Source organism: Lysinibacillus sp. FSL M8-0355 (genome assembly GCF_038008985.1).
Classification (GTDB): Bacteria; Bacillota; Bacilli; order Bacillales_A; family Planococcaceae; genus Lysinibacillus; species Lysinibacillus fusiformis_D.
Genome location: NZ_JBBPAI010000001.1, coordinates 1554412 through 1578250 on the forward strand (window position 1 = coordinate 1554412; position 23839 = coordinate 1578250).

The 23839-nt window shown below is 39.9% G+C and carries 27 protein-coding genes; 23 read left to right on the forward strand and 4 right to left on the reverse strand.

Annotated features, from left to right (window positions below):
- Positions 1-9 precede the first annotated feature (9 nt).
- The 17 genes from MKY46_RS07390 (at position 10) to MKY46_RS07470 (ending at position 15873) form a co-directional block, all read left to right on the forward strand.
- Positions 10-1635: a long-chain fatty acid--CoA ligase gene (locus MKY46_RS07390; RefSeq protein WP_036123224.1), complete on the forward strand. Its 1626-nt coding sequence runs from the start codon at positions 10-12 to the stop codon at positions 1633-1635.
- A 191-nt stretch (positions 1636-1826) separates the two neighbouring features.
- The gene (locus tag MKY46_RS07395; RefSeq protein WP_016994411.1) at positions 1827-2057 is read left to right on the forward strand and encodes a hypothetical protein; all 231 of its coding nucleotides are present in this window, start codon (positions 1827-1829) and stop codon (positions 2055-2057) included.
- Positions 2058-2141: 84 nt separating this feature from the next.
- Positions 2142-2915 carry a CheR family methyltransferase gene (locus tag MKY46_RS07400; protein WP_036123217.1) on the forward strand — a complete coding sequence of 258 codons (774 nt, stop codon included), beginning with the start codon at positions 2142-2144 and terminating at the stop codon, positions 2913-2915.
- Between the two features lie 407 nt (positions 2916-3322).
- A complete protein-coding gene (gene aroC / locus MKY46_RS07405; protein ID WP_036123213.1) occupies positions 3323-4504 on the forward strand; it encodes a chorismate synthase in 1182 nt (393 codons plus the stop codon).
- Between the two features lie 3 nt (positions 4505-4507).
- Entirely contained in the window at positions 4508-5599 is a 1092-nt protein-coding gene (gene aroB / locus MKY46_RS07410; RefSeq protein WP_036123210.1) for a 3-dehydroquinate synthase, read from the forward strand.
- A complete protein-coding gene (gene aroH, locus MKY46_RS07415) occupies positions 5596-5964 on the forward strand; it encodes a chorismate mutase (protein ID WP_036123206.1) in 369 nt (122 codons plus the stop codon). The genes aroB and aroH overlap by 4 nt, the downstream gene beginning before the upstream one ends.
- A gap of 18 nt (positions 5965-5982) precedes the next feature.
- Entirely contained in the window at positions 5983-7083 is a 1101-nt protein-coding gene (hisC, locus tag MKY46_RS07420) for a histidinol-phosphate transaminase (RefSeq protein ID WP_036123203.1), read from the forward strand.
- Positions 7080-8177, forward strand: a complete 1098-nt coding sequence (locus MKY46_RS07425) for a prephenate dehydrogenase (RefSeq protein WP_036123199.1) — start codon at positions 7080-7082, stop codon at positions 8175-8177. Before hisC ends, MKY46_RS07425 begins: the two co-directional genes overlap by 4 nt.
- 59 nt (positions 8178-8236) lie before the next feature.
- Entirely contained in the window at positions 8237-9523 is a 1287-nt protein-coding gene (gene aroA, locus MKY46_RS07430; protein ID WP_036123196.1) for a 3-phosphoshikimate 1-carboxyvinyltransferase, read from the forward strand.
- Positions 9524-9618: 95 nt separating this feature from the next.
- Positions 9619-10887 carry a tetratricopeptide repeat protein gene (locus MKY46_RS07435; RefSeq protein WP_080717083.1) on the forward strand — a complete coding sequence of 423 codons (1269 nt, stop codon included), beginning with the start codon at positions 9619-9621 and terminating at the stop codon, positions 10885-10887.
- 14 nt (positions 10888-10901) lie between these two features.
- Positions 10902-11459 (forward strand): ReoY family proteolytic degradation factor, encoded by a 558-nt coding sequence (locus tag MKY46_RS07440; protein ID WP_036123193.1) that lies wholly within the window; start codon positions 10902-10904, stop codon positions 11457-11459.
- A 145-nt stretch (positions 11460-11604) separates the two neighbouring features.
- Positions 11605-12054, forward strand: a complete 450-nt coding sequence (locus MKY46_RS07445) for a YpiF family protein (protein ID WP_036123190.1) — start codon at positions 11605-11607, stop codon at positions 12052-12054.
- A 154-nt stretch (positions 12055-12208) separates the two neighbouring features.
- Positions 12209-12715 carry a QcrA and Rieske domain-containing protein gene (locus tag MKY46_RS07450; protein ID WP_036123187.1) on the forward strand — a complete coding sequence of 169 codons (507 nt, stop codon included), beginning with the start codon at positions 12209-12211 and terminating at the stop codon, positions 12713-12715.
- A 19-nt stretch (positions 12716-12734) separates the two neighbouring features.
- A complete protein-coding gene (gene qcrB / locus MKY46_RS07455) occupies positions 12735-13409 on the forward strand; it encodes a menaquinol-cytochrome c reductase cytochrome b subunit (protein ID WP_036123184.1) in 675 nt (224 codons plus the stop codon).
- Between the two features lie 41 nt (positions 13410-13450).
- The gene (locus tag MKY46_RS07460; RefSeq protein ID WP_036123182.1) at positions 13451-14224 is read left to right on the forward strand and encodes a menaquinol-cytochrome c reductase cytochrome b/c subunit; all 774 of its coding nucleotides are present in this window, start codon (positions 13451-13453) and stop codon (positions 14222-14224) included.
- A 317-nt stretch (positions 14225-14541) separates the two neighbouring features.
- The gene (locus MKY46_RS07465; RefSeq protein ID WP_058844255.1) at positions 14542-15138 is read left to right on the forward strand and encodes a DUF1405 domain-containing protein; all 597 of its coding nucleotides are present in this window, start codon (positions 14542-14544) and stop codon (positions 15136-15138) included.
- A gap of 60 nt (positions 15139-15198) precedes the next feature.
- Positions 15199-15873 carry a zinc metallopeptidase gene (locus tag MKY46_RS07470; protein WP_058844265.1) on the forward strand — a complete coding sequence of 225 codons (675 nt, stop codon included), beginning with the start codon at positions 15199-15201 and terminating at the stop codon, positions 15871-15873.
- Positions 15874-15928: 55 nt separating this feature from the next.
- On the opposite strand, the gene MKY46_RS07475 is transcribed toward MKY46_RS07470, so the two are convergent.
- The gene (locus tag MKY46_RS07475; protein WP_004232676.1) at positions 15929-16798 is read right to left on the reverse strand and encodes a YitT family protein; all 870 of its coding nucleotides are present in this window, start codon (positions 16796-16798) and stop codon (positions 15929-15931) included.
- 115 nt (positions 16799-16913) lie between these two features.
- Here MKY46_RS07475 and MKY46_RS07480 point away from each other — a divergent pair, with 115 nt between their 5' ends.
- From MKY46_RS07480 to MKY46_RS07505, 6 genes are all read left to right on the forward strand, one after another.
- Positions 16914-17249, forward strand: coding sequence for a nucleotide pyrophosphohydrolase (locus MKY46_RS07480; RefSeq protein WP_036124534.1), 336 nt, complete (start codon positions 16914-16916; stop codon positions 17247-17249).
- On the forward strand, positions 17249-18046 hold the full coding sequence (dapB, locus tag MKY46_RS07485) for a 4-hydroxy-tetrahydrodipicolinate reductase (protein WP_036124532.1): 798 nt from the start codon (positions 17249-17251) through the stop codon (positions 18044-18046). The genes MKY46_RS07480 and dapB overlap by 1 nt, the downstream gene beginning before the upstream one ends.
- 19 nt (positions 18047-18065) lie before the next feature.
- Positions 18066-18470, forward strand: a complete 405-nt coding sequence (gene mgsA, locus MKY46_RS07490) for a methylglyoxal synthase (protein ID WP_036124530.1) — start codon at positions 18066-18068, stop codon at positions 18468-18470.
- Positions 18471-18503: 33 nt separating this feature from the next.
- Positions 18504-19649, forward strand: a complete 1146-nt coding sequence (gene bshA, locus MKY46_RS07495; protein WP_036124528.1) for an N-acetyl-alpha-D-glucosaminyl L-malate synthase BshA — start codon at positions 18504-18506, stop codon at positions 19647-19649.
- On the forward strand, positions 19636-20805 hold the full coding sequence (locus MKY46_RS07500) for a CCA tRNA nucleotidyltransferase (RefSeq protein WP_036124526.1): 1170 nt from the start codon (positions 19636-19638) through the stop codon (positions 20803-20805). The genes bshA and MKY46_RS07500 overlap by 14 nt, the downstream gene beginning before the upstream one ends.
- Before the next feature lie 165 nt (positions 20806-20970).
- A complete protein-coding gene (locus MKY46_RS07505) occupies positions 20971-21954 on the forward strand; it encodes a biotin--[acetyl-CoA-carboxylase] ligase (protein ID WP_036124524.1) in 984 nt (327 codons plus the stop codon).
- A gap of 46 nt (positions 21955-22000) precedes the next feature.
- Here MKY46_RS07505 and MKY46_RS07510 read toward each other — a convergent pair whose 3' ends face one another.
- The 3 genes from MKY46_RS07510 to MKY46_RS07520 are packed head-to-tail and all read right to left on the reverse strand — an operon-like array spanning position 22001 to position 23753.
- Positions 22001-22837: a DUF4097 family beta strand repeat-containing protein gene (locus MKY46_RS07510; RefSeq protein WP_036124522.1), complete on the reverse strand. Its 837-nt coding sequence runs from the start codon at positions 22835-22837 to the stop codon at positions 22001-22003.
- Positions 22838-23440 (reverse strand): DUF1700 domain-containing protein, encoded by a 603-nt coding sequence (locus MKY46_RS07515; RefSeq protein ID WP_036124520.1) that lies wholly within the window; start codon positions 23438-23440, stop codon positions 22838-22840.
- Positions 23433-23753, reverse strand: coding sequence for a PadR family transcriptional regulator (locus tag MKY46_RS07520; RefSeq protein WP_036124518.1), 321 nt, complete (start codon positions 23751-23753; stop codon positions 23433-23435). The genes MKY46_RS07515 and MKY46_RS07520 overlap by 8 nt, the downstream gene beginning before the upstream one ends.
- Positions 23754-23839 lie beyond the last annotated feature (86 nt).

Below are 23839 nucleotides of genomic sequence, written 5' to 3' on the forward strand. Positions count from 1 at the left end.
CGCGGTATAATGCATATGATGGACACACCTTTATTATTAACAAGTTTTTTGAATCGCGCAGAACGATTTTTTCATTCGAAGAAAATTTATTCTAGAACAAGTGCGACAACTATTCATGAGTTTACGTATAAAGAATATGTTAAACGAACGCGCCGATTAGCGGATGCACTTACCAAGCTTGGAATGGAGCGAGGTATGAAGGTAGGCACATTTGCTTGGAATCACCATCGACATTTGGAAGCCTATTTTGCAGTCCCATGTGCAGGAGCAGTACTGCATATGATTAATATTCGGTTAGCACCTGAGCACATTGCTTATGTCATCAATCATGCAGAGGATGAAATATTACTAATTGATGATAATCTAGTACCACTTATTGCACCAATCTTGTCACAGCTGAAAACGGTAAAACATTTTATCATTATGGGAGATGCTGTTGCAGTCGAATCTATCCCCATCCCAAATGCTCTTTCTTATGAGGCTTTGCTCGCTGAGGCCAATGAACATTTCGTATTCCCAGAAGATTTAGATGAAAATACACCTGCTGGCATGTGCTATACAAGTGCAACGACAGGCATGCCCAAGGGAGTTGTTTATACTCATCGTAGCATCGTTCTGCATAGTTTAACGGCTGGCCTTGCTGATAGTATTGCTATTTGTGAATCGGATGTAGTGTTACCAGTTGTCCCAATGTTCCATGCTAATGCATGGGGATTACCTTTTGCCAGTGTCGCATTTGGTGCTACACAGGTCTTACCAGGTCCGATGTTTACACCACAGCTTTTACTTGAGTTATTTGACGTATATAAAGTAACGTTGACGGCAGGAGTACCTACGATATGGCTAGGGGTTTTACAGGAGCAACGTCAAAATCCGCGTGATTTATCATCGATGCGATTAATTGTTTGTGGGGGATCTGCCTCACCAATTGGCCTAATTCGAGGCTTTGAACAAGAACTCAATATCCCTTACATGACAGGCTATGGTATGACCGAGACATCACCGCTCGTAAGTCTCTCCACCTATTTAACCCATATGCAAGACTACACAGCTGATGAGAAAATGCATGTTCGAATTACGCAAGGTATGACCATGCCTCTAATTGAAACACGGGTAGTCAATGAACATGGTGAAGTGCCATGGGATGGCAAAACGATGGGAGAACTAACGATTCGAGGTCCGTGGATTGCTAATGAGTACTATCATGATGAGCGCACAGATGAAGCCTTTAAAGATGGTTGGCTCTATACAGGCGACATCGCGGTGATGACAGCAGATGGCTATATAAAAATTACCGATCGTACAAAGGATTTAATTAAGAGTGGTGGCGAATGGATTTCTTCTGTAGAGCTTGAAAATGCATTGATGTCCCATCCAAAAGTATTTGAGGCTGCTGTTATTGCTATTCCGCATGAAAAATGGTTGGAGCGACCATTAGCATGTGTGGTAGCGAAGCCTGAATTTAAAGAATCGATTACCAAGGCAGAGCTACTAGAGAGTTTACAGCAGCAATTCCATAAAACGTGGATTCCTGATGATATCGTCTTCATTGAAGAGGTACCGAAAACGTCAGTAGGTAAATTCCTAAAGGCCAAATTACGAGAAGATTTAAAGGCGTATCGCGTACAAGTTTAATACAATGGTTAGCATGAAGGTAGTGAAAAACTACCTTCATTTTTTGTGCGAAATTTATTATATATCAGTGCATCTGAACAACTACTGACTAATGCAAAAAATATTGTATTAGAAGAAGATAAATTCCTGAAAAATGAAACTATTTTTTCCATTTTGCCGTATAATCTTAGTAACGAAAGGATGTGGATGGATTGTCAATTGCCATTGTAGCGATTATTGGAGGCGTCATTATTTCATTAGCTGGGATTTTTACAGACGCTCGCACAAGACAACAAAAAATTAAACTGAAGGCTGTTGAGAAAGAAGTAGAGTTAGAAAAGCTTAGATTGGAAACGTATACGATAGAAACAGAAAAAATGCGCCTAGAATTAGAACAGTCGAAAGTGTTACTATTAGAAGAAAAACAAAATGCAAGCAAGTAGATTGGCTTACCCAAGAAAGACTATTTCAGGATTGGGACTTTTCCGCTATAATGGAAATACGACGCTAGAGGGGAAGATGACCATATGTCTGATTATGAACAATTTATAGAAGGTATTAAGCGCAAAACAGGAATAGATTTAGCGTTATATAAAGAAGCGCAAATGAAAAGACGATTAACCTCTCTTTATGAGAAAAAGGGCTATCGTAATTTTGTAGACTTTCTAAAGGCACTTGAACAAGATCGTGATTTAATGAATGAATTTTTAGATCGTATGACGATTAATGTTTCTGAATTTTATCGCAATGGAAAGCGTTGGGAAGTATTACAAAAGAAAATCTTGCCGAAGCTATTACAAACAAATAAGCGTTTAAAAATTTGGAGTGCTGCTTGTTCAACAGGAGAAGAGCCATATTCTTTAGTAATGGTATTATCTCAATTGGTGCCTTTATCTCAAATTCAAATTATTGCTACTGATTTAGATGAGAATGTCATACAAAAAGCGAAATTAGGTGTTTATCCTGAACGTTCTTTAGCAGAGGTGCCAAGTGACATTAAAGCAAAGTATTTTGAACAAGAGGGCTCCTACTATCGAGTGAAGGATGAAATTAAGCGTTGTGTAACCTTTAAGAAACATAATTTACTGAATGATTCCTACGACAGCCATTATGATTTAATTGTTTGTCGCAATGTCATGATCTATTTCACAGAAGATGCAAAAGATCAAATTTATAATAATTTTAGTAAAGCCCTGCGCAAAGATGGTATTTTATTTGTTGGCTCAACAGAGCAAATTTTTAATCCAGCACGTTATGAATTTGATGTAGAGGACACGTTCTTCTATCGGAAAAATAGCTAATAATATGGATGAAAAGCTTTGTACAAATGACCAAAATAGTCTTGTACATATAGTAAGCAAGTATTAAACATAGATATTTCATACGCTTTTCGCTTATCATAAGCAAAGGCGTATTTTTTATAAAATTTAGCACTTCACTTTAGTAGTGCAACGAGTACTTTGTCAAATGCATGTTGTATCGAAGGCGAAACGTCAGCGGCAATTATGCTGTAGCGTAATGGATACAATTCAGCACGCCATTTCAGTAGTACACCGATTTCCTTTATAGACGTCGTTCAGAATATTCGCATTTAGAACGATGGAAATGGGGTGTACTGAAAAGACATTTGTAAAAGGACTGTTTTTTTAAAGAATATATGTTATAGTGAAAAATACATACTTTAGCGAGTTGAAGGGAGAAAGTGTTTATGCGTTACTTAACAGCAGGAGAGTCACACGGACCTCAATTAACGACAATTATTGAGGGTTTACCGTCACTCTTACCCATTACAGCAGAAAAAATTAATCATGATTTAAAACGACGCCAAGGAGGTCATGGACGGGGGCGCCGCATGCAAATCGAAACAGATACAGTAGAGATTGTTGCTGGTGTTCGACATGGTCAAACACTTGGCTCTCCTGTCGCACTAGTTGTAACAAATGATGACTGGAAGCACTGGACTAAAATTATGGGTGCTGAGCCATTAGCAGATGATATTAATCCTGAAGATATTAAGCGTCAAATTTCACGACCTCGTCCAGGTCATGCGGATTTAGTTGGGGGCATGAAATATGGTCACCGTGATTTACGCAATGTATTAGAGCGTTCTTCTGCACGTGAAACAACTGTGCGTGTAGCAGTCGGCTCTGTGGCAAAAGCTTTACTCAATGAATTAGGCATTTCCATTGTTGCACATGTGACTGAAATCGTAGGAATTAAGGCAGATACATCTGTACTAGAAGGAAAAACAACAGAAGAAATTCGTGCTATTGTCGAAGCAGATCCTTGTTACTGTGCTGACCCTGTAGCGTCTGCCAAAATGGTAGAGGCTATTGATGAGGCGAAAAAAGCTGGAGATTCTATCGGTGGTGTTGTAGAAGTCATTGTCGAAGGTATGCCAGCAGGTGTCGGCTCTTATGTGCATTATGATCGTAAGCTTGATGCGAAACTAGCAGCAGCCATGCTATCGATCAATGCATTCAAAGGTGTAGAATTTGGTCTAGGTTTTGAAATGGCACGACGTAAAGGCTCTGAAGTGCATGATGAAATTATTTGGTCTGAAGAAGAGGGCTACACACGAGCAACGAATCGACTCGGTGGCTTAGAGGGCGGTATGTCAACAGGAATGCCGATTGTCGTACGTGGTGTCATGAAACCAATTCCTACATTATACAAACCATTACAAAGTGTGGATATCGAAACAAAAGAGCCATTTAAAGCAAGCGTTGAGCGCTCTGATAGCTGTGCAGTACCCGCAGCATCTGTAGTTGCAGAACATGTTATTGCCTGGGAAATAGCGAATGCTATTTTGGAGCAATTTCATAGTGATCAACTACCTCAATTACAAGCTCAAATTGACGAGCATCGTCAATATACAAAGGGGTTCTGATTTATGCGTGTACCAGTTGCAACAAAATCGCATCAGTATGAAGTTGTTCTCGGTCATCAATTTCTAACTGAAGCTGTTCAAGCATTTGCAGATAAACTTCAAAAAGCAGATAAGCTGATCGTATTTACAGATAGCAATGTTTGGGCTGCACAGGGAGATTATTTCAAGGCAAATTTCCCATATGATTTTGAGGTTTTTATTTTACCTGGTGGTGAAGCTTGTAAAACCTTTGAACAATACAATGCTGCTCAAACATTTTTATTGGAACAAAAATGCTCGCGGAAATCATTTGTTTTTGCTTTTGGGGGTGGAGCTGTCGGCGATTTAACAGGCTTCGTTGTGGCAACCTATATGCGTGGAATTCCTTTTATTCAAATTCCAACGACCATTTTAGCCCATGATTCTGCAGTTGGTGGTAAAACAGCTATTAATCATCCGTTAGGAAAGAATATGATTGGTGCATTTTATCAGCCTGAAGGTGTTATTTACGATACGGCTCTTACCGAAAGCTTATCCGAACGTGAAGTGCGTTCAGGAACAGCAGAGTTAATTAAACATGCGATGATTTCTGATTCTATTTGGTTAGAGGAATTAATGACAGCTGATTCAGTGATTCATTTTAATCAAAATGAACTGGCCAAGCAGCTGAAAAAAGGAATTGAAGTGAAAGCTCAAATCGTGGCTGAGGATGAAACAGAGCAGTCCGTTCGGAAATTTTTAAACTTAGGCCATACATATGGACATGCCATTGAGGCAGCAGCTGGTTATGGCAAAGTAGCACATGGAGAAGCCGTAATGATGGGGTTGGTCTATAGCCTATTGTTAAGCGAGCGTTATGGAAAGCTGGAGCGAGCTTTCACCAAGTCATTTTTACAGTTCGCAGTGAAAAATGGCTATCCATTTGAGCCTGTGAATGATTATTCATTTGAACAGTTAACTAGTTATTTAATGAAAGATAAAAAAGTGGAATACGGCATTTTACAGTTCGTTCTTTTGGAGGAAATAGGTAAACCTTTTGTGAGAGCCATTGATTTAGAAGAATGCAAAGAAGTAGATGCCGAATATAGACAGTTATTAGCGGAGGTGCTTGTATGATTCGTGGACTTAGAGGAGCAATAACAATTGAATCGGACAGGCCAGAGCTTGTATGGGATGAGACAGCAAGATTAGTGCGTGAGGTTGTGGCAGCAAATCATGTGGAGATCGATGATATTGCATCAATCCTTATTTCTACAACGCCAGATATTACCTCTGCATTTCCTGCCCGTGCAGTACGCTTGATGGACGGCTGGCAATATGTCCCTGTTATGTGTACACATGAAATGGATGTGCCGAACGCTTTACCTTTATGTATTCGTGTATTAATTCATGCGAACGTAGAGGTAGCCCAAAAAGATGTAAAGCACTTGTATCTCAACGATGCAGTGAAATTAAGACCAGATTTGGCGCAGGCTAAATAAGTAGAGGAGATGTTTTAGATGAAGTGGAAACAACAATTGGACGGTATGCAAGCATATAAGCCAGGGAAACCAATTGAAGAAGTACAACGTGAATACGGCTTAAAGGAAGTCATTAAATTGGCATCGAATGAAAATCCGTTTGGGTGCTCACCTAAGGTAACAGCTTATTTACAAAATAATGCAGTGAATCATGCCCTTTATCCAGATGGCTATGCACAAAATTTACGTACAGCTGTTGCGAATCATCTAGGTGTCAAGGAAACACAGCTTCTTTTTGGCAACGGCTCTGATGACATTATTGCTATTATTACGCGTGCACTGTTGTATCCAGGAGTAAATACGATTATGGCGGATCCTTCCTTCTCTCAATACTGGCACAACGCTGAAATTGAAGGTGCTGAGGTACGAAAAATTCCTTGTGTTGAAGGTGCCCACGATTTAGATAGCATGGCAGCTGCAATTGATGACCAAACATCGATTGTTTGGGTATGTAGTCCAAATAATCCTACAGGAGTTGTCATACCTGATACGGCATTACGTGCTTTTCTTGCAAAAGTACCAAGCGATGTCCTTGTCGTGTTGGATGAAGCTTACATTGAATATGTAACACATCCTGGCCATAAGGATACGTTACCAATCATTGATGAATATCCGAATGTACTTCTATTACGTACATTTTCTAAAGCCTATGGACTAGCTTCATTCCGTGTTGGCTATGCGATTGGGCAAGCTGGCGTTATTGCTAAGCTTGATCCTGTTCGCGCACCATTTAATAATACAATCTTAAGTCAAGCTGTGGCAGCTATTGCACTCAGCGATCAAGCTTACATTGAAGCATGTCGTGAAGCCAATGAAAACGGCAAAAAGCAATATGTAGAATTCTGTGAAAAGCATAATTTAAAATACTTCCTATCTGATACGAACTTTATTTTCTTTGATACTCAAGCTGATAGTGATGTTGTCTTCCAAGAGCTGATGAAAAGAGGCTTTATTGTCCGCAGTGGCAATGCTCTAGGATTACAAGGGTTTATCCGTGTCACAATTGGTACAGAGGCACAAAATGCAGCATTACTTAGCCAGCTTGACGAAGTATTAACACAGCAAGGAGTATTTGCATGACACGCAAAGTACTCGTTATTGGGCTAGGCTTAATCGGCGGTTCGATTGCCCTTGCTTTGCAAAAAGCACCCGAAACAAAAATTATTGGCTATGATATGGATACACAAACACGTGAGCATGCAAAAACATTAAATATTGTGCATGAGATTGTTACAGATCCGCAGGCTGTTGCGGCAGATGTCGATATCATTATCTTTGGTACACCTGTTAATGCAACACTTGTGTGGATGGAGCAATTAAAATCATGGCCATTAAAAAATAAAGTCATTATAACAGATACTGGGAGTACAAAAAAATTAATTATGCAAAAGGCCAGCGAATTACGTGAGCTTGGCATTACATTCATTGGTGGACATCCAATGGCAGGTTCTCATAAAAGTGGTGTGTTGGCTGCAAAGGCGCATCTTTTTGAAAATGCGTATTATATGCTGACGCCGCTTGCTGGAGAAGAAATCGTTCATATGGCTAAGCTTGAAAGTTTGCTAAAATTTACACATGCAAAAGTAGTCAGTGTATCTGCGAGTGAACATGACCATATGACAGCTGTGGTGAGTCATTTTCCACATGTTATCGCAGCCTCATTGGTCCATCAATTAGGTGAGGAAAATGGAGAATACCCGATGACACGCTCGCTTGCAGCAGGCGGTTTTCGTGATGTTACACGAATTGCTTCCTCGAACCCCGTTTTATGGCGAGATATTACGCTACAAAATCGTGAGGAGCTACTTACTCAGTTAGAAGGCTGGGAAAAAGAAATGACTCGCATTAAGGAACTGCTGACGGATGGTTCTTCACAGGCTATTGAAAACTATTTTTCTGTTGCCAAAGAGCTGAGAGATGAATTGCCGATTAGTGCAGGGGCCATGTATACGCCATTTGACTTATATGTTGATGTTCCTGACTATCCAGGCGTTATTTCAGAAGTGACGGGCTTGTTAGCGGATGAAGCGATCAGTATTACGAATCTACGAATCGTTGAATCACGTGAAGATGTTTTCGGTATTCTCGTTATTAGCTTCCAAAGCGAAAATGATCGCGAACGTGCTGCGGCATGTATCCAACAACGAGCAAATTTCGAAACGTATATTTCATAGCATAAGAAAGCGTCGGTATTTCGGCGCTTTCTATCTTCATATTGAAGGGAAGAAAGTTTATGAGTGAAAAAATTTTGCAATACAATAAGCCTTCTTTACAGGGCACTTTAACCATTCCAGGCGATAAATCTGTATCCCATCGTTCTGTCATGTTTGGAGCTATTGCTAGTGGGACAACGACAGTAGAGGGCTTTTTACTAGGGGAAGATTGTTTAAGTACAATCGATTGCTTCCAGAAGCTTGGCGTTCAAATTGAGGTCGAAGGAACTAATGTAACGATTCATAGTCCTGGCATGGATGGCTGGCAGGAGCCAACAGACGTGTTGTATACGGGTAACTCTGGCACAACAACACGCTTAATGTTGGGTATTTTAGCTGGTTCTTCGGTTCATTCCGTGATGACGGGGGATGCATCTATCGGCAAACGACCAATGCGACGTGTGATAGACCCACTGCGTCAAATGGGTGCTCATATTACAGGGCGTGCTGACGGGCAGTACACACCCCTTGCTATACAAGGTACAAAACTACAGGCCATCGATTACAAGATGCCTGTAGCAAGTGCACAAGTGAAATCTGCTATTTTACTAGCAGGCTTGCGTGCTGAAGGAACAACGATTGTTAGAGAAATGGAAGTTTCAAGAGATCACACAGAGCGAATGCTGCGACAATTTGGTGCACAGGTAGAAGTAGACAATGGCGTTGTCTCCATTGAAGGCGGACAGTCTCTCAGCGGGACACATGTTGCTGTTCCAGGGGATATTTCCTCGGCAGCCTTCTTCTTAGTGGCAGGAGCCATTTGTGAGCATAGTCACGTAACATTAAATAATGTTGGTATTAACCCAACGCGTGATGGCATTGTCGAGGTACTTGAAAAAATGGGCGCAACAATGACCGTGACACCGAATGAGGATAATCAAGCTGAACCTACAGCAACCATTCAAATGGCCACATCTACTTTAACAGGCACAACAATTGAGGGGGACATTATTCCTCGTTTAATTGATGAAATTCCGATCCTTGCCTTACTCGCTACGCAAGCACATGGTCAAACAATCATTAAAGATGCTGAGGAGCTAAAAGTGAAGGAAACGGATCGCATCACGGCGGTTGTAACTGAATTGAAAAAGCTAGGTGCACAAATAGAAGCAACAGAAGATGGAATGATCATTAATGGACCAACACCATTAAAAGGTGCAAGTCTTCACACATACGGCGATCATCGAATTGGTATGATGGGGGCTGTTGCAGCTCTAATTTCGGATGGAGCCGTAACATTAGATGATGCACAATGCATTGCTGTATCCTACCCATCGTTCTTTGAACATATTGAGGCAGTGAAATAACAATTCAAGATAGACTCTCCAGCTTTTGGGGAGTTTTTTCTTGTTTCAATGGTAAATGTTTTGTAGCATAAAGGTATCAATGAAAGAATAGGTGAATGACTGTGAACAATGCGATGACTGAAATGATGCAAGCACTTGAACAAGGGGACTTAGCATTAATAGATCAGCTACTAGAATCATTTTTAACGAAGGAGCTACCTGAGGAGATTTATGCACTCGCTGAGATTTTTATGCAGTATGGGTACATGAAAGAAGCTGACCGTGTGCTGGAGCATTTACAATTTTTATTCCCAGAAGAGGCACAGTTAAAAATAGATCGTGCAAATGTATTAATGGAGCTTGGTGATGAAGATGAAGCATTGGATCTATTATTAGAAATCGAAGAAGCATCACCAGAATATCCGCAAGCCTTATTAGTTCTAGCCGATTATTATCAAATGCAGGGGTTATTTGAGGTTGCAGAAAAACGTATAAATGAAGCATTAGCGATTTTACCTGACGAGCCGTTATTACATTTTGCTAAAGCAGAACTTTTATTTGAAACAGGTCGTTTTTTAGAAGCTGCAAGGTTGTACGAAGACTTATATGAGCAGCAAAATGAATTTGCAGGTATTCAACTTGTTGAACGATTGGCAGAGGTGTATCGTGCAGGGGCTGCCTATGAAACGGCTTTTGATTATTATGTCAAGGCCCTTGAGGATGAGGTAAAGCCAGATATTTTATTTGGAGCGGCTTATTCCGCTTTCCAATCACAAAAGTACGAGATGGCTATTAAACAACTAGAGGAATTGAAAGAATTAGATCCGGATTACTTCTCAGCCTATTTATTGCTTGCGGAAAGCTATGCTATGACAGAGGATAATAAAAAAGCTTATGGGGCCATTCAAGAGGGGCTAAAACGCGATGAATATGATAAATCATTGTATTTATTTGCTGGTAAAATGGCGTTGAAAAATGGTTTGCCAGAAGAAGCGGAGCAACATCTGCGAGAAGCTATAGCGTTGGATCCTGAGTACATGGAGGCGGTATTAGCCCTTATTTCTGTGTTGGGACAACAGGAGCGTCATGAGGATGTTATCGAATTATTTGAAACGCTACAGCAAAATGATTTTGAATGGAGCACATTATATCCATTTGCAGCAGAGGCATATGAAAATTTAGAATTGTACGACCGTGCATACGAATTTTACCGTTTGGCATATAATGATTTTAAGGAAGACGCAACATTTTTAGAAAAATATGTTTACTTCTTATTAGAGGAAGGAAAACGTTCAGAGGCAAAAGAGGTTCTTGGACAATTAATCAACATTCAACCGGGTGAACCAGAGTGGCAAGAGAAGTTAGAAGCCTTAGAATTTGAGTAAAGGAGGGAGTGGGTATGACTGCTTCTGTATCAGTTGTTGATAAAAAAGCATTTGTTCGATGGTTTTTAAAAAATTATCAATTGAAACGTCGTGAGTGTGTATGGATTTTAAATTATTTATTAAGCAATGATGACTTACTAAAAAGAATCCGATTTGTGGAAGAAGCTCACTATTGTCCTAGAGCGATGGTGATGTCGACAGTAGACTCAACAGGTGTACCTTTTCGTTTCTACAAAGGCAATGTGATGACAGCAGATGCTGAGAAGTCTTTCCATGATTTACGCTTACATGAACAAGAAGATATGTATATACAATTGAATTTTCCAAATATACCACCAAGTGCACAATACTTAGCAGTTCTCGAAGAAAACCCTTATATGCCAGAAACACTGCTAGTCAGTGAAAAAGATCGTTTACTGGCAGAAGAGCTGCTTTCCAATAGCTTACTCGTATTCCAAGAAGAAAAATTACTCGCACAAATTGATGAAGCCCTCGACCAGGGAGATGAAGAACGCTTTTATGAATTGTCTAATTTGTTACAAGCATTAAAGGAAACGGCTAATTTACGTTAATCATAGGTAAAAATTGAATGTCCTTTATCCACTTCAATATGGTAACATTACTAGTGAATGAATGATTGTTTTCACTTTTAATTGGGTATCCTATTTTAGAGTGGATAAGGGCATTTTTATTTTGCGATAAAAGGAGGTTTGTTGAATGTATTTTAATGCAAACGATGTGACATCGTTTCTGGCACAGAAGGATTTCATTGATACCGCTATTGTTCCACTTGTATCCATCGATCTCTCTTCTGAAAAAATGAAACAGAGTGGTGCCGAAGTAGATTTTGTTATGTCTTTAACTTCGTTTATAGAGCAACAGTTCAAAGGCCGTTTATTAGTTATGCCACCATTTTCTTATATGACAAATTTAAAAAACGATGAATTTCCACAGCAATTAGAAGCACAATTACATAATGCTGGATTTAAGCATGTGTTCTTCATTACTTGTGACCACTATTGGACAAAGAGTGAAGAGAAAGTCAATATAGTTTGGTTACCAGCTATTCCGTTAGAGAGCATGGATGCAAGTGTGAAAAAATCTATTTTAGAAGATCAATTACGCCAGGTGATTCCAATGCTTTCGACTAAATGGGCACAGATTTAACAATTAGTTTCAATAAATGTTCACATTCTCCAGCTTTCCACAGAATGCTATATTGACCAAGCTATGGACTTGATATATCATATATATGTCCTAGTATTACTATTTGTAAAAGTATGTCCGTTGGACTGACCTTTAAGTTAGAGGGGGGAAAATAATGAGTAATAATCGAGTTTCACGTCGTCAATTTCTAAGTTATACTCTTACTGGTGTAGGTGGATTTATGGCGGCAGGTATGTTAATGCCGATGCTTCGCTTTGCAATTGATCCAGTGTTACAAAAGCATGATGGTGGAGATTTTGTAGAAACAGAGCATAAAATCGCTGACCTCACTGAAGAGCCTGTCAAAGTTGACTTTTCATTCGAGCAAGTGGATGCATGGTACAAATCGAATGTTACAAACGTAGCGTGGGTTTATAAAAATGGCGATCAAATCATTGCTCTATCACCTGTTTGTAAGCATTTAGGATGTATGGTTGATTGGAGTGGAGATTCTGGACACCCAGATCAATTCTTCTGCCCATGTCACGCAGGTCGTTACGAGAAAAACGGGAAAAACGTTGCAGGTACACCGCCTCTAGGTCCGTTGGATGAATTTGAAGTACAAGAAAAAGATGGCTATTTAATGATTGGTCCAGCAAAAGCAAATACTCTAGTTAAATAAGTAAGGGGGTACGACAACAGTGCTAAATAAAATTTATGATTGGGTCGATGAACGCCTAGATATTACACCGATTTGGCGTGATATTGCCGACCACGAAGTGCCAGAGCACGTTAACCCTGCACATCATTTTTCAGCATTCGTTTATTGCTTTGGTGGATTAACATTCTTCATCACAGTAATTCAAATTCTATCTGGTATGTTCCTAACAATGTACTATGTACCAGACGTTGTGAATGCCTGGAAATCAGTTTATTATTTACAAAACGAAGTAGCATTTGGTGAAATCGTACGCGGTATGCACCACTGGGGAGCTTCATTAGTTATCGTAATGATGTTCTTACATACACTTCGTGTATTCTTCACAGGTTCTTATAAAAAACCTCGTGAGTTAAACTGGATGGTTGGTGTAGGTATTTTTGGTGTAATGATGGGTCTTGGCTTTACAGGATACTTATTACCATGGGATATGAAAGCATTATTCGCTACTAAAGTAGGTATCGAAATTGCTGCATCTGTACCGTTTATCGGTGGGATGATTAAAATATTATTAGCGGGTGACACTACGATTCTTGGTGCTCAAACGTTAACTCGATTCTTTGCGATTCATGTATTCTTCTTACCTGCAGTATTGTTTGGGTTACTTGCAGCGCACTTTATCATGATTCGTCGTCAAGGAATTTCAGGACCGTTGTAATTGTCTTGACGGTTCGATGATCTTTAAAAGGAGGGGACACTATGCATCGCGGAAAAGGAATGAAATTTGTCGGCGATTCTCGTATTAAAGCGAATCACAGAATGCCGAATGTTCCAAAGGATTATTCCGAATATCCAGGTAAGACGGAAGCTTTCTGGCCGAACTTCTTACTGAAGGAATGGATGGTAGGTGCTGTATTTTTAATTGGATACTTATTATTAACTGTCGCTCACCCGTCACCACTTGAAGGGCCGGCAGATCCAACTAGAGCATATACACCGCTACCGGACTGGTACTTCTTATTTATGTATCAACTTTTAAAATACTCATTTGCTTCTGGTCCATACAATGTAATCGGAGCTATTGTAATTCCAGGTCTTGCATTTGGAGCGCTATTATTAATGCCATTTTTAGACAAGGGTCCAGAACGTCGTCCATCTAAACGTCCATTACCAACAGCGTTCATGTTATTAACTTTAGCTGCTATGTTCTACCTAACTTGGGAGTCAGTTGTTAACCACGACTGGGAAGCTCAAAAAGCTATGGGTGCGATTGTAGAAACAGTTGAGTTCGATAAAGAATCAGAAGGTTATAAAGTTTACGCTGGTTCAGCATGTATTACATGTCACGGTGAAGGTTTAGAAGGTGGAGCTGGAGCGCCTACTCTAATGAACACAGGTTTAACTGCTGATCAAATTAAGGACATTGCTCATAACGGTACTGAGAGCGGTAAAATGCCACCAGGATTATGGACAGGTTCAGATGAAGATCTTCAAAAACTTGCTGAATTCATCGAAAGTTTAAAAGCAGAGTAATAGTAAAAGAGTCAGGGAACTGGCTCTTTTTTTCTACCTTGTTATACTATTGGGACTGAGAGCCAAGTTAAAAGGTTCCCTGGTATAAGAATTTTTAGCGAAAAATGTCGAAAAATATTATTTTGTCTGGATTCAGCAAGTATTAGTTGTATCGAAAGTGAAGCATCAGCGGCAAAATTAATGGGACAAATAAGCGCATTAAATCAACAAACTAACACATATTGATGGTGAGGAACAATTGAAATGTAGAGGGATTGCTCTAGGATTTCAGAACAATACATAACGAATGTTTTTTAAGAACGGAAGGAGTTGACTTCATGCAACTAACAAGAGCAAATATTTGGTATCTTCTGACCCATAAATCATTCTTAATAGCACTGCTCATTATTAATCTATTAGGGACAATTTACGGCTATTATTGGTACGGTTGGCAGCTGGCTATTACCAAGCCGATTTTTTATATTTTTGTTCCTGATAGCCCGACAGCTAGCCTATTCTTCTGTTTTGTGCTGATAGCGTGGATTATAGGAAAAAGCTGGCCACTAATGGAGGTGCTCGCTCTCGTTACATTGGTGAAGTATGGTCTTTGGGCAGATGTTATGAATATTTGGACATTGATTGAAACTGGTACCATTGGCTGGCAGGGCTGGATGTTAGTTGGATCGCATTTTGCTATGGCAGTCCAAGCTATACTTTATTTGAAGAAGTATGTCTTCACTTATTGGCATGTAGCTATAGCAGCAGTGTGGACATTGCATAATGATGTCATTGACTATGTGTTTGGTCAAATGCCTATGTATCGAGATTTAGCTCAATACACAAGCTATATTGGTTACTTTACGTTTTGGTTATCCATTGCGTGTATTTTTCTTGCGATTTTCTCAATTAGGCAGCGCAAATATTTGCCGAATTAAGGTATAAATTATAGAATTATAGTATTGAGGTAGAAAGGGGTTAGAAAATTGTCAACTAGCATGTATATTGTTTATTTTGCCATTATTATGCTGCTCCCACTTTATGCACAGATGAAGGTAAAGGGGACGTATAAGAAGTTTGCAAAACAACGTACAATGAAGGGGCAGACTGGTGCAGAGGTAGCGCGTGCGATTTTAGATGCGAACGGCTTATATGATGTACGAGTTGTGCCAACGCAAGGTGTGTTGTCTGATCATTATAATCCGGCAACAAAAACAGTTGCTTTATCAGAAAGTAACTTTTATGAAGCGAGTGTTGCAGGTGCTGCGGTTGCTGCCCATGAGGTAGGTCACGCCATCCAACATAAAGAAGCTTATTCTATGCTTACATTACGTAGTAAGCTCGTTCCCGTAGCAAATATTTCGTCTAATATGTCTTGGATTTTTGTAATGATTGGTATTTTTGCAAGTAGTACGAATTTCTTGCTGTTAGGTATCATATTATTAGCAGCAGGTGTTGTTTTCCAATTAGTGACACTGCCAGTGGAATTCGATGCTTCAAAGCGTGCCTTAGTTCAAATGAATTCATTAGGTATTGTTACAAATGAAGAAGAACGTCCGGCACGAAAAGTGTTAAGTGCAGCAGCGCTAACATATGTAGCGGCGGCAGCAGTAGCCGTACTTGAGTTATTACGTTTAGTGTTAATTTTTACAAATATGCGTAGCGACGACTAAGAAAAAACTTGTTATAGTGGTACACCACTATAGCAAGTTTTTTATCTTCGTATGCTTAATGCAGTGGCTGCTTTTGATCGTCTAAGGTGAAGCCTTCCCCAGCCACATCTCGTACTTCTATAATGGAAACAAAGGCGTGCGGGTCGACTTCATGCACAATTGATTTTAATCGTACAACTTCATTGCGGCCAATGACACAATAGATCACTTCTTTAGGCTGTTTGGTAAAATGACCATGACCTTCTAAGATCGTTATCCCTCGCTCCATTCGTAGCGCGATCGTTTCAGCAATTGCACCAGACTTTTCAGATATAATAAGAGCACCACGTGCAGCGTAGGCACCTTCTTGGACAAAGTCAATAACACGAGCACCTACAAATACAGCAACTAGTGTATACATCATCGATCGAGCATCTAAGAACGTTAGCCACGAAAGGATAATGACAATGGCATCGAAGACAAACATAGTTTTCCCCATACTCCAGCCAAAATATTTATGACCAAGCCGAGCCAAAATATCGACTCCACCTGTAGTGCCGCCAAAGCGAAAAACAATACCAAGTCCAAGTCCGACGAAGACACCAGCAAAAAGTGCCACAAGTAACATGTCATCCTCTAAATGAATGGTAAATTGGTATTTTTGAAAAATCTTTAGAAAAAGAGAGACAGATAAAGTGCCGACAAGTGTATAGACAAATGATTTCTTTCCAAGCAATCGATAACCTATGATAAACATGGGAATATTTAATAATAGGTTCATTAAGGCGGGGTCCCATCCTAATGTAAAGTACAGTATGAGTGTAATCCCACTTAGCCCACCTTCACCCAGCTGATTTTGGATGTTGAAGTGAACAAAGCCGAAGCTAAAAACGGCGGCTCCGAGCATAATTGCGATAATATTACGAATTTTAATCTGTTTTAGCATTTGACCTCCTGTAGTTCCAAACAAATGAAGTAATGTTATCTATTATCTGACATTTTATTGGTTTTGACAACAATGGTGTAAATTTTATAGGATGGTAAATAGGAGCGTGATGATAATGACAGATCAATTAACAATGCAAGCATTGCAACAGCGTGTTGATGATTATATAGGACAATTTAAAGAAGGCTATTTCCCACCATTTGAGCTACTTGCGCGTTTAACAGAAGAATTAGGTGAACTGTCACGTGAGGTTCAGGATGTATATGGCCAAAAAAAGAAAAAAAGCACAGAGGACACAAATAGCATTGAAGAAGAGCTAGGAGATTTTCTCTTTGTACTAGTATGTTTTGCAAATGCACAAGGTATTAAACTAGATGAAGCACTTTTACGCGTCATACATAAATTTGAAACTAGAGATAAGGATCGTTGGACTAGAAAGGATGAAGAATGATGTCGATTCGTGTAGCCATTGCGGGTGCAAGAGGAAAAATGGGGGCTGAGGCTGTACATACGGTCATGAAACATGACAAAATGGAATTAGTAGCTGTACTAGATTATAAGGAAGTAGGAAAAACATTAGCTGATTTAGACATGTTTCCAGCAAGCTATACGGTACCTATATTTACTGAAATGCATGACCTTGTAGAAGTCACTGCACCAGATGTATTAGTAGATTTAACCAACCCACATGCAGTCTATAAGCATACTAAGGAAGCATTGAATTTAAATGTACGACCTGTAATTGGTACAACAGGATTTACAGATACACAACTAGAAGAATTATCAGCCATGGCCAAAGAAAAAGAGTTGGGTTGCATTATTGCACCAAACTTTGCGATTGGCGCTATCCTAATGATGAAATTTGCAAAAGAAGCGGCCAAATACTTACCAGATGTAGAGGTTATTGAAATGCACCATGATCAAAAGCTCGATGCACCATCTGGGACAGCGTTAAAAACAGCACAGCTAATACAAGAGGCCCGTATGCAAAAGACTCAAGGACACCCAGAGGAACAGGAAACCATTAAAGGTGCAAGAGGTGGAGACTTTGATGGCATGCGCATTCACTCCGTTCGTTTACCTGGTTTAGTGGCACACCAGCAAGTATTATTTGGAGGAGATGGGCAGCTACTGACGATTCGCCATGATTCATTAAACCGAAACTCCTTCATGTCAGGCGTTGCATTTTGCATAGAAGAGGTTATGAAAATGGATCAGCTTGTTTATGGTTTAGAAAACATCATCTAAAGATTGGGATGGAAGCTATATGAAAATCGCATTGATTGCACATGATCGTAAAAAAGACAATTTAGTACAGTTTGCTATTGCTTACAAAGATATTTTACTTGAACATACGCTATATGCTACTGGAACAACGGGACAACGTGTCATTGAAGCTACTGGTTTAGAAGTCACACGTTTTCGTTCGGGGCCGCTTGGTGGCGACCAACAAATTGGTGCTATGATTGCCAATAACGATATGGACATGGTTATTTTTTTCCGTGATCCATTAACAGCACAACCACATGAGCCAGATGTTTCTGCACTTATCCGTCTTTGTGATGTTTACCAAGTGCCACTGGCAACAAATATGGGAACAGCAGAAATATTATTAAAAGGCCTACAAGAGGGCTTTGTGGATTGGAGACTGATACAAGAAAGACGTAACTAATAAAAGACGTGATTTAGAAAGGATGATCATCGAATGAAAAAGCTAAAAATCGGCATTACCTGTTATCCTACAGTTGGTGGCTCTGGTGTCATTGCAACAGAATTAGGCAAAATGCTTGCAGAAAGAGGACATGAAATTCATTTCATCACCTCAAGCGTACCATTTCGATTGAATAAAATTTATCCAACCGTCTTTTTCCATGAAGTCGAAGTTAATAATTATTCAGTGTTTCAATATTCTCCATACGATATTGCATTAGCGAGTAAAATGGCAGACGTCATTAAGGATGAAGAGTTGGATGTGTTGCATGTGCATTATGCCATCCCACATGCGGTATGTGCGGTATTAGCACGTGAAATGAGTGGTCGAGATGTTGGCATCGTCACAACCCTTCATGGCACAGATATATCGGTGCTTGGGCAAGATTCTACGTTGTCACAAGCCATTAAGTATGGAATTGATAAATCTGATATTGTGACAACGGTGTCACATGCATTAAAAGAACAAACCTATGAATTGATTGATACAGTAAAACCAATTGAAACGATTTATAACTTTGTGGATGAGCGTGAGTACTATCCTCGTAATTCAGGAAATTTAAAAGAGCAATTTGGTATTCAAGAAGATGAAAAAGTGCTTATTCATGTGTCAAACTTCCGTAAAATTAAGAATCTTCCGGATATTATAGATGCCTTTATGAAAATTCGGGCTAATATGAAGGCGAAACTCTTATTGGTAGGAGATGGTCCAGAAAAGCATCGTGTCATGGATCAAGTAAAGGAAAGTCTGTATATGAAGGATGTTTTATTTTTAGGGAAACAGGAAAATTTAGCAGAATTATATGCGATTAGCGATATGAAACTACTACTTTCACAGCAGGAATCGTTTGGACTGGTTTTATTAGAAGCAATGGCTTGTGGCGTACCTTGTATTGGGTCAAATGTAGGCGGTATACCAGAAGTTATTGAACATGGTGTAGATGGCTATATTGTGGAATTAGGGGACACAGAGGCAGTTGCAGCGTATGCGACTCATTTACTGCAGGATGAAGAACTATTATTGCGTTTCCGGGAAGCGGCCATCCGAGCAGTAGATAACAAATTCCACTCATCTAAAATTGTTGAACAATATGAAAAACTGTATGAGAAGGTTGCGGAAAGAAATCATGCAAAACAATAAAGAATGGCAGGCAGCCTATTCAGTCATTGAACAACTAGAACAGGCTGGCTATGAGGCAGTTATTGTGGGTGGCGCTGTAAGGGATACTTTACTTAATCGCCCAGCTCATGATGTAGATGTTGCTACAAATGCCCTGCCTGAAGAAGTGAAATCGGTATTTCCACGAACTGTAGATATTGGGATTCAGCATGGGACGGTACTTGTTATCGTACCCGCTGGACCTGTTGAAGTGACTACCTATCGGACAGACGGGGAATACACGGATCACCGTCGTCCAGAAAAAGTACAATTTGTACGTTCACTGCAAGAAGATTTACAACGTCGAGACTTTACGATGAATGCCATTGCAATGCGTCTTGATGGCTCTTATGTGGATTATTACGGTGGTTACCAAGATATTGAAAAGCATATGATTCGAGCAGTAGGAGATGCACAACAACGTTTTTCAGAAGACGCTTTACGCATGCTGCGAGCGGTACGCTTTTCAGCACAGCTTGATTTTGCCATAGCAGCAGATACAATGTCTGCGATTCAAACTAGAGCATCTGATATTGCTTTTATCGCAAGGGAACGGATCAAAGCAGAGCTCGATAAGCTATGGGTAGGACAAGCAGTTTTTGGTGGTATTCAAAAATTAGAGGAAAGTGGTTTGGCTGCCTATTTACCAGGTGACTTTCAGGCTGAGTATTGGCGTGGCTTTCATACAGAGGACAAGCTCTTGGGCTGGGCTTATTTTGCCTTACTGCAAGGGACAGATTGGCGAGAGATAGTGAGAGATTACCGCCTATCTAATAAAGAAATGGCGTTTGTCAAATCGGTTTTGAGCGCATATGAAGCGTTAAAAGAGGGATGGACAAATACCCATTATTTTATGTACACAGCACAAGAGTTAGAGGCTGCCCAATATTTTGCACGGCTTCGCCAATTGGACGCAGCGCTACCACAGCTGTCTATTCGAGAATTACAGGCAATGCTGCCCATTCAGCAAAAGCAAGATTTAGTGGTGAATGGGGCGGATTTATTGAAATGGTCTGGAAAAAAAGGTGGACCATGGCTAAAAGATGCATTGGAGGACATGTTGAGCGCTATTATTCATCATGAACTCCAAAATGATCGACAACAGATTAAAAACTGGCTAGAGCAGCACTATTTCTAGGAAAGCGGGGCTGACTTATGGCTAACACAATATACAACAAGCAGCCGTCTCAGAAACATGGGACGGCTTTTATCTTTGGTGGTCATTTAGACTGATTTACAGTATGATAAAGACAAAATAGGTTACATAAAAAATAGCATAGTTGACTAAAGGATTGATGTGAAGATGACAATTTCCATGAAAGACGAAATTTTAAAAAGAATACTGGCTGCTGATGGTGAAGCAGTTTCAGGTCAGGAATTAGCAGATTCTTTGGGTGTCTCTCGGACGGCTGTCTGGAAGCATATGCAGACATTGCAGGAGGAAGGGTATACATTTGAAACCATCAAGAAAAAGGGGTATGTATTGACGGGTGTACCTAATAGCTTGAATCCAACCCAAATTGAGCTCTTTTTAAAGACAGCGCATTTTGGACGTGAAATCCATTATTATGATGTGGTAGATTCTACACAAACGATTGCGCATAAGCTAGCTCAAGAAGGAGCCCCACACGGTACGATCATTATTGGTGAGGAACAAACAGCGGGGCGTGGCCGTATGGCGCGTCCTTGGGAATCTGCACATGGTACTGGGATTTGGATGACCATTATTGTACGACCTGATGTTACCCCCCAACAGGCATCCTCCTATACACTTGTGGTGGCAGTAGCAGTTACAATGGCTATCAAAACATTATATAAGCATGTAGAACCAGCCATTAAATGGCCCAACGATTTATTAATTAATGGCAAAAAATGTACAGGTATTTTAACGGAGATGCAGGCAGAGGCTGATCTTGTGCAAGCTTTACTTGTTGGGATTGGCATAAATGCGAACCAAGCAGCAGCTGATTTTTCACCTGATATAGCAGATATAGCTACTTCATTACGATTAGAGGCTGGAGAAGAAATCAACCGCGCAGCCCTTGTGGCATCTATCTTGCACTATTTAGAACAATTTACAGAGTTATATGTGAAAGAGGGCTTCGCGAGTATCAAAACGCTATGGCAGCAATTATCCTGTACAATTGGTCAACGTATAGAGGTGAAGACATTACGTGAACGTTTTGAAGGGATTGCTAGTGGAATTACAGATGATGGCGTTTTACAGCTTACTCAGGACAATGGGATAATCCGAACGATTTATGCAGGGGACATTAAAATATTATAGAAAAGAAGCTGCAAGGAATTTTTCTTGCAGCTTCTTGAATTCAACTTTACTTCAGTGATACATCTAAATCACCATGTGATAAGGAAACATGCAGTTGATGGTCACCATTAGTTACTTGCGTCACCTTGCCACTTTGTTCTTCACCATCCATCGTAATATCACCGAAACTAGTTTTTAAGTCATAGCCTAAATCACTTTGTTTGTTTTGTAAGTGAAGTGTCATATCGCCAAAGCTAGAAGAAATGGTGGATTGACCATTTAATGTACCATCTATAGTGATGTCACCATGCTCACTTTCAATGCTAATGCCGTTACTAGCATATTGTTGGAGCGTCAAATCACCAAAGGACTGTGTAATCTCTGTTTTGTCACCAGTCGTGTTGTTGAAGGTAATATCTCCGTAATCTTGCATGAGTTGAAGCTCCTCATAATGTAATCCACGAACAGCTGTATCACCAAAATCACTGTCTATTACAACTGACTCTATTTTTGTATCTTTCGGGACATAGAGCTTGATAGAGGGAGAAGAAAAGCTATTGAAGCCAAATTGAAAACCATCCCTTTTCTTCGCCTTTGTTTCAATCGTTAAAACACCATTGTCTATATGATAGGTTACGTCTTGCTGCTCAAAGACCTGTGTCTCTAATCTATAGTCGTTATCTCTCGCAATAATTTCAATATCTCCATAGTCATTCACTATATTAATACTTGTAAACGTATCTAACTCATGTGATTGACTCACTAGATTTGTATGGCTTGGGACGTGAAGACCGTCGGCATCTTTGAAAATAAGCCAGCGACCGCCCGAAAAATAACCAACCAATGCAAGTAAAATACCTAATGCAATCATTGTCATGGCGATAAGGGTATTTTTAGATGTCATTTAGAAGCCCCCTTTCCGTTTTTTCGTTATTTTGTGGAATAGTCTTCCTAATGCTTCAACAGAAACAAGAACCGTTTTCTTAATAAAACGTGTGACAAAAGGAAAGAGTAGGACACCTAAGCCCGTTACAACCAATCCCGCACCCATAAAGAGCAGTGCAGTAGGCCAATGCTCTGTTAAAATCAAGAAGCCTGAAATAAGGGCTACGATGCCACCAGCAAAAATACTAATGACTGTCGCGATAATAGCCAGGATCAAGCTGACGATGACTGCGCCGAATGAAAAAATAAGTGCAATAGCTGTTGCCAGTAATGGCAGTGAAAGTGGCGCAGACAATATGGCTAGAATAATGAGCCAAATGGCTGACATATTCTTTTTCGTTGATTTGGCTGAGGAGGTTTCCAAATCCTTTAGTGCGAAATCAGCTAATATTTGTGAGGCGACATGAGAAGGGGAGCCAAGTTGCGACATGACCTGTTGCTCATTTTCCTCTCCAGCTTCCGCAAAGTATTCTTCATAATAAGTAAGTGCAGCATCTAACTCATGCGCAGGAAGCCGACGTAATTTTCCTCGTAGCTGTTTCAAATAGCTTGCTCTATCCATCTAAATTCCCTCCTAAAAGTACACAATCAACCTTTTCCTTATACACTTGCCATTCTTTTAATAGCTCTAATAATCGTATACGTCCTTGCTCTGTAATTTGATAATAGCGTCTATTTCTACCTTGATAGGGCTGATCGTATGTTGTTAAGTAATGTGCTTTTTGTAAGCGGCGTAATACTGGGTACAGTGTAGACTCCGAAATCTCCATGACCGATTGTACTTGCTGTGTTAAAGAATAGCCATAGGCGTCCTCTTTATCGACGATAGCCAATACACAAGCATCAAGTAAAGCTGAACCAAGCTGAAATGTCATCTCTCCACCTCACATATAGTACCTATACTTCATTTTATATTATATGACGTATAGTATGTGGATAGTATATGACTTATAGCATTAAT

Bases quoted from the DNA above. Each gene is read 5' to 3' on its own strand.
- MKY46_RS07465 (WP_058844255.1), top strand. From the start codon at position 14,542: ATGCAACTAACAAGAGCAAATATTTGGTATCTTCTGACCCATAAATCA.
- aroB (WP_036123210.1), top strand. From the start codon at position 4,508: ATGCGTGTACCAGTTGCAACAAAATCGCATCAGTATGAAGTTGTTCTC.
- bshA (WP_036124528.1), top strand. From the start codon at position 18,504: ATGAAAAAGCTAAAAATCGGCATTACCTGTTATCCTACAGTTGGTGGC.
- aroH (WP_036123206.1), top strand. From the start codon at position 5,596: ATGATTCGTGGACTTAGAGGAGCAATAACAATTGAATCGGACAGGCCA.
- dapB (WP_036124532.1), top strand. From the start codon at position 17,249: ATGTCGATTCGTGTAGCCATTGCGGGTGCAAGAGGAAAAATGGGGGCT.
- MKY46_RS07425 (WP_036123199.1), top strand. From the start codon at position 7,080: ATGACACGCAAAGTACTCGTTATTGGGCTAGGCTTAATCGGCGGTTCG.
- MKY46_RS07520 (WP_036124518.1), bottom strand. From the start codon at position 23,753: ATGACATTTCAGCTTGGTTCAGCTTTACTTGATGCTTGTGTATTGGCT.
- MKY46_RS07450 (WP_036123187.1), top strand. From the start codon at position 12,209: ATGAGTAATAATCGAGTTTCACGTCGTCAATTTCTAAGTTATACTCTT.
- aroC (WP_036123213.1), top strand. From the start codon at position 3,323: ATGCGTTACTTAACAGCAGGAGAGTCACACGGACCTCAATTAACGACA.
- MKY46_RS07500 (WP_036124526.1), top strand. From the start codon at position 19,636: ATGCAAAACAATAAAGAATGGCAGGCAGCCTATTCAGTCATTGAACAA.
- MKY46_RS07515 (WP_036124520.1), bottom strand. From the start codon at position 23,440: ATGGATAGAGCAAGCTATTTGAAACAGCTACGAGGAAAATTACGTCGG.
- mgsA (WP_036124530.1), top strand. From the start codon at position 18,066: ATGAAAATCGCATTGATTGCACATGATCGTAAAAAAGACAATTTAGTA.
- MKY46_RS07390 (WP_036123224.1), top strand. From the start codon at position 10: ATGCATATGATGGACACACCTTTATTATTAACAAGTTTTTTGAATCGC.
- MKY46_RS07475 (WP_004232676.1), bottom strand. From the start codon at position 16,798: ATGCTAAAACAGATTAAAATTCGTAATATTATCGCAATTATGCTCGGA.
- aroA (WP_036123196.1), top strand. From the start codon at position 8,237: ATGAGTGAAAAAATTTTGCAATACAATAAGCCTTCTTTACAGGGCACT.
- MKY46_RS07505 (WP_036124524.1), top strand. From the start codon at position 20,971: ATGACAATTTCCATGAAAGACGAAATTTTAAAAAGAATACTGGCTGCT.
- MKY46_RS07470 (WP_058844265.1), top strand. From the start codon at position 15,199: ATGTATATTGTTTATTTTGCCATTATTATGCTGCTCCCACTTTATGCA.
- MKY46_RS07440 (WP_036123193.1), top strand. From the start codon at position 10,902: ATGACTGCTTCTGTATCAGTTGTTGATAAAAAAGCATTTGTTCGATGG.
- MKY46_RS07480 (WP_036124534.1), top strand. From the start codon at position 16,914: ATGACAGATCAATTAACAATGCAAGCATTGCAACAGCGTGTTGATGAT.
- MKY46_RS07510 (WP_036124522.1), bottom strand. From the start codon at position 22,837: ATGACATCTAAAAATACCCTTATCGCCATGACAATGATTGCATTAGGT.
- MKY46_RS07460 (WP_036123182.1), top strand. From the start codon at position 13,451: ATGCATCGCGGAAAAGGAATGAAATTTGTCGGCGATTCTCGTATTAAA.
- hisC (WP_036123203.1), top strand. From the start codon at position 5,983: ATGAAGTGGAAACAACAATTGGACGGTATGCAAGCATATAAGCCAGGG.
- MKY46_RS07435 (WP_080717083.1), top strand. From the start codon at position 9,619: ATGACTGTGAACAATGCGATGACTGAAATGATGCAAGCACTTGAACAA.
- MKY46_RS07400 (WP_036123217.1), top strand. From the start codon at position 2,142: ATGTCTGATTATGAACAATTTATAGAAGGTATTAAGCGCAAAACAGGA.
- MKY46_RS07445 (WP_036123190.1), top strand. From the start codon at position 11,605: ATGTATTTTAATGCAAACGATGTGACATCGTTTCTGGCACAGAAGGAT.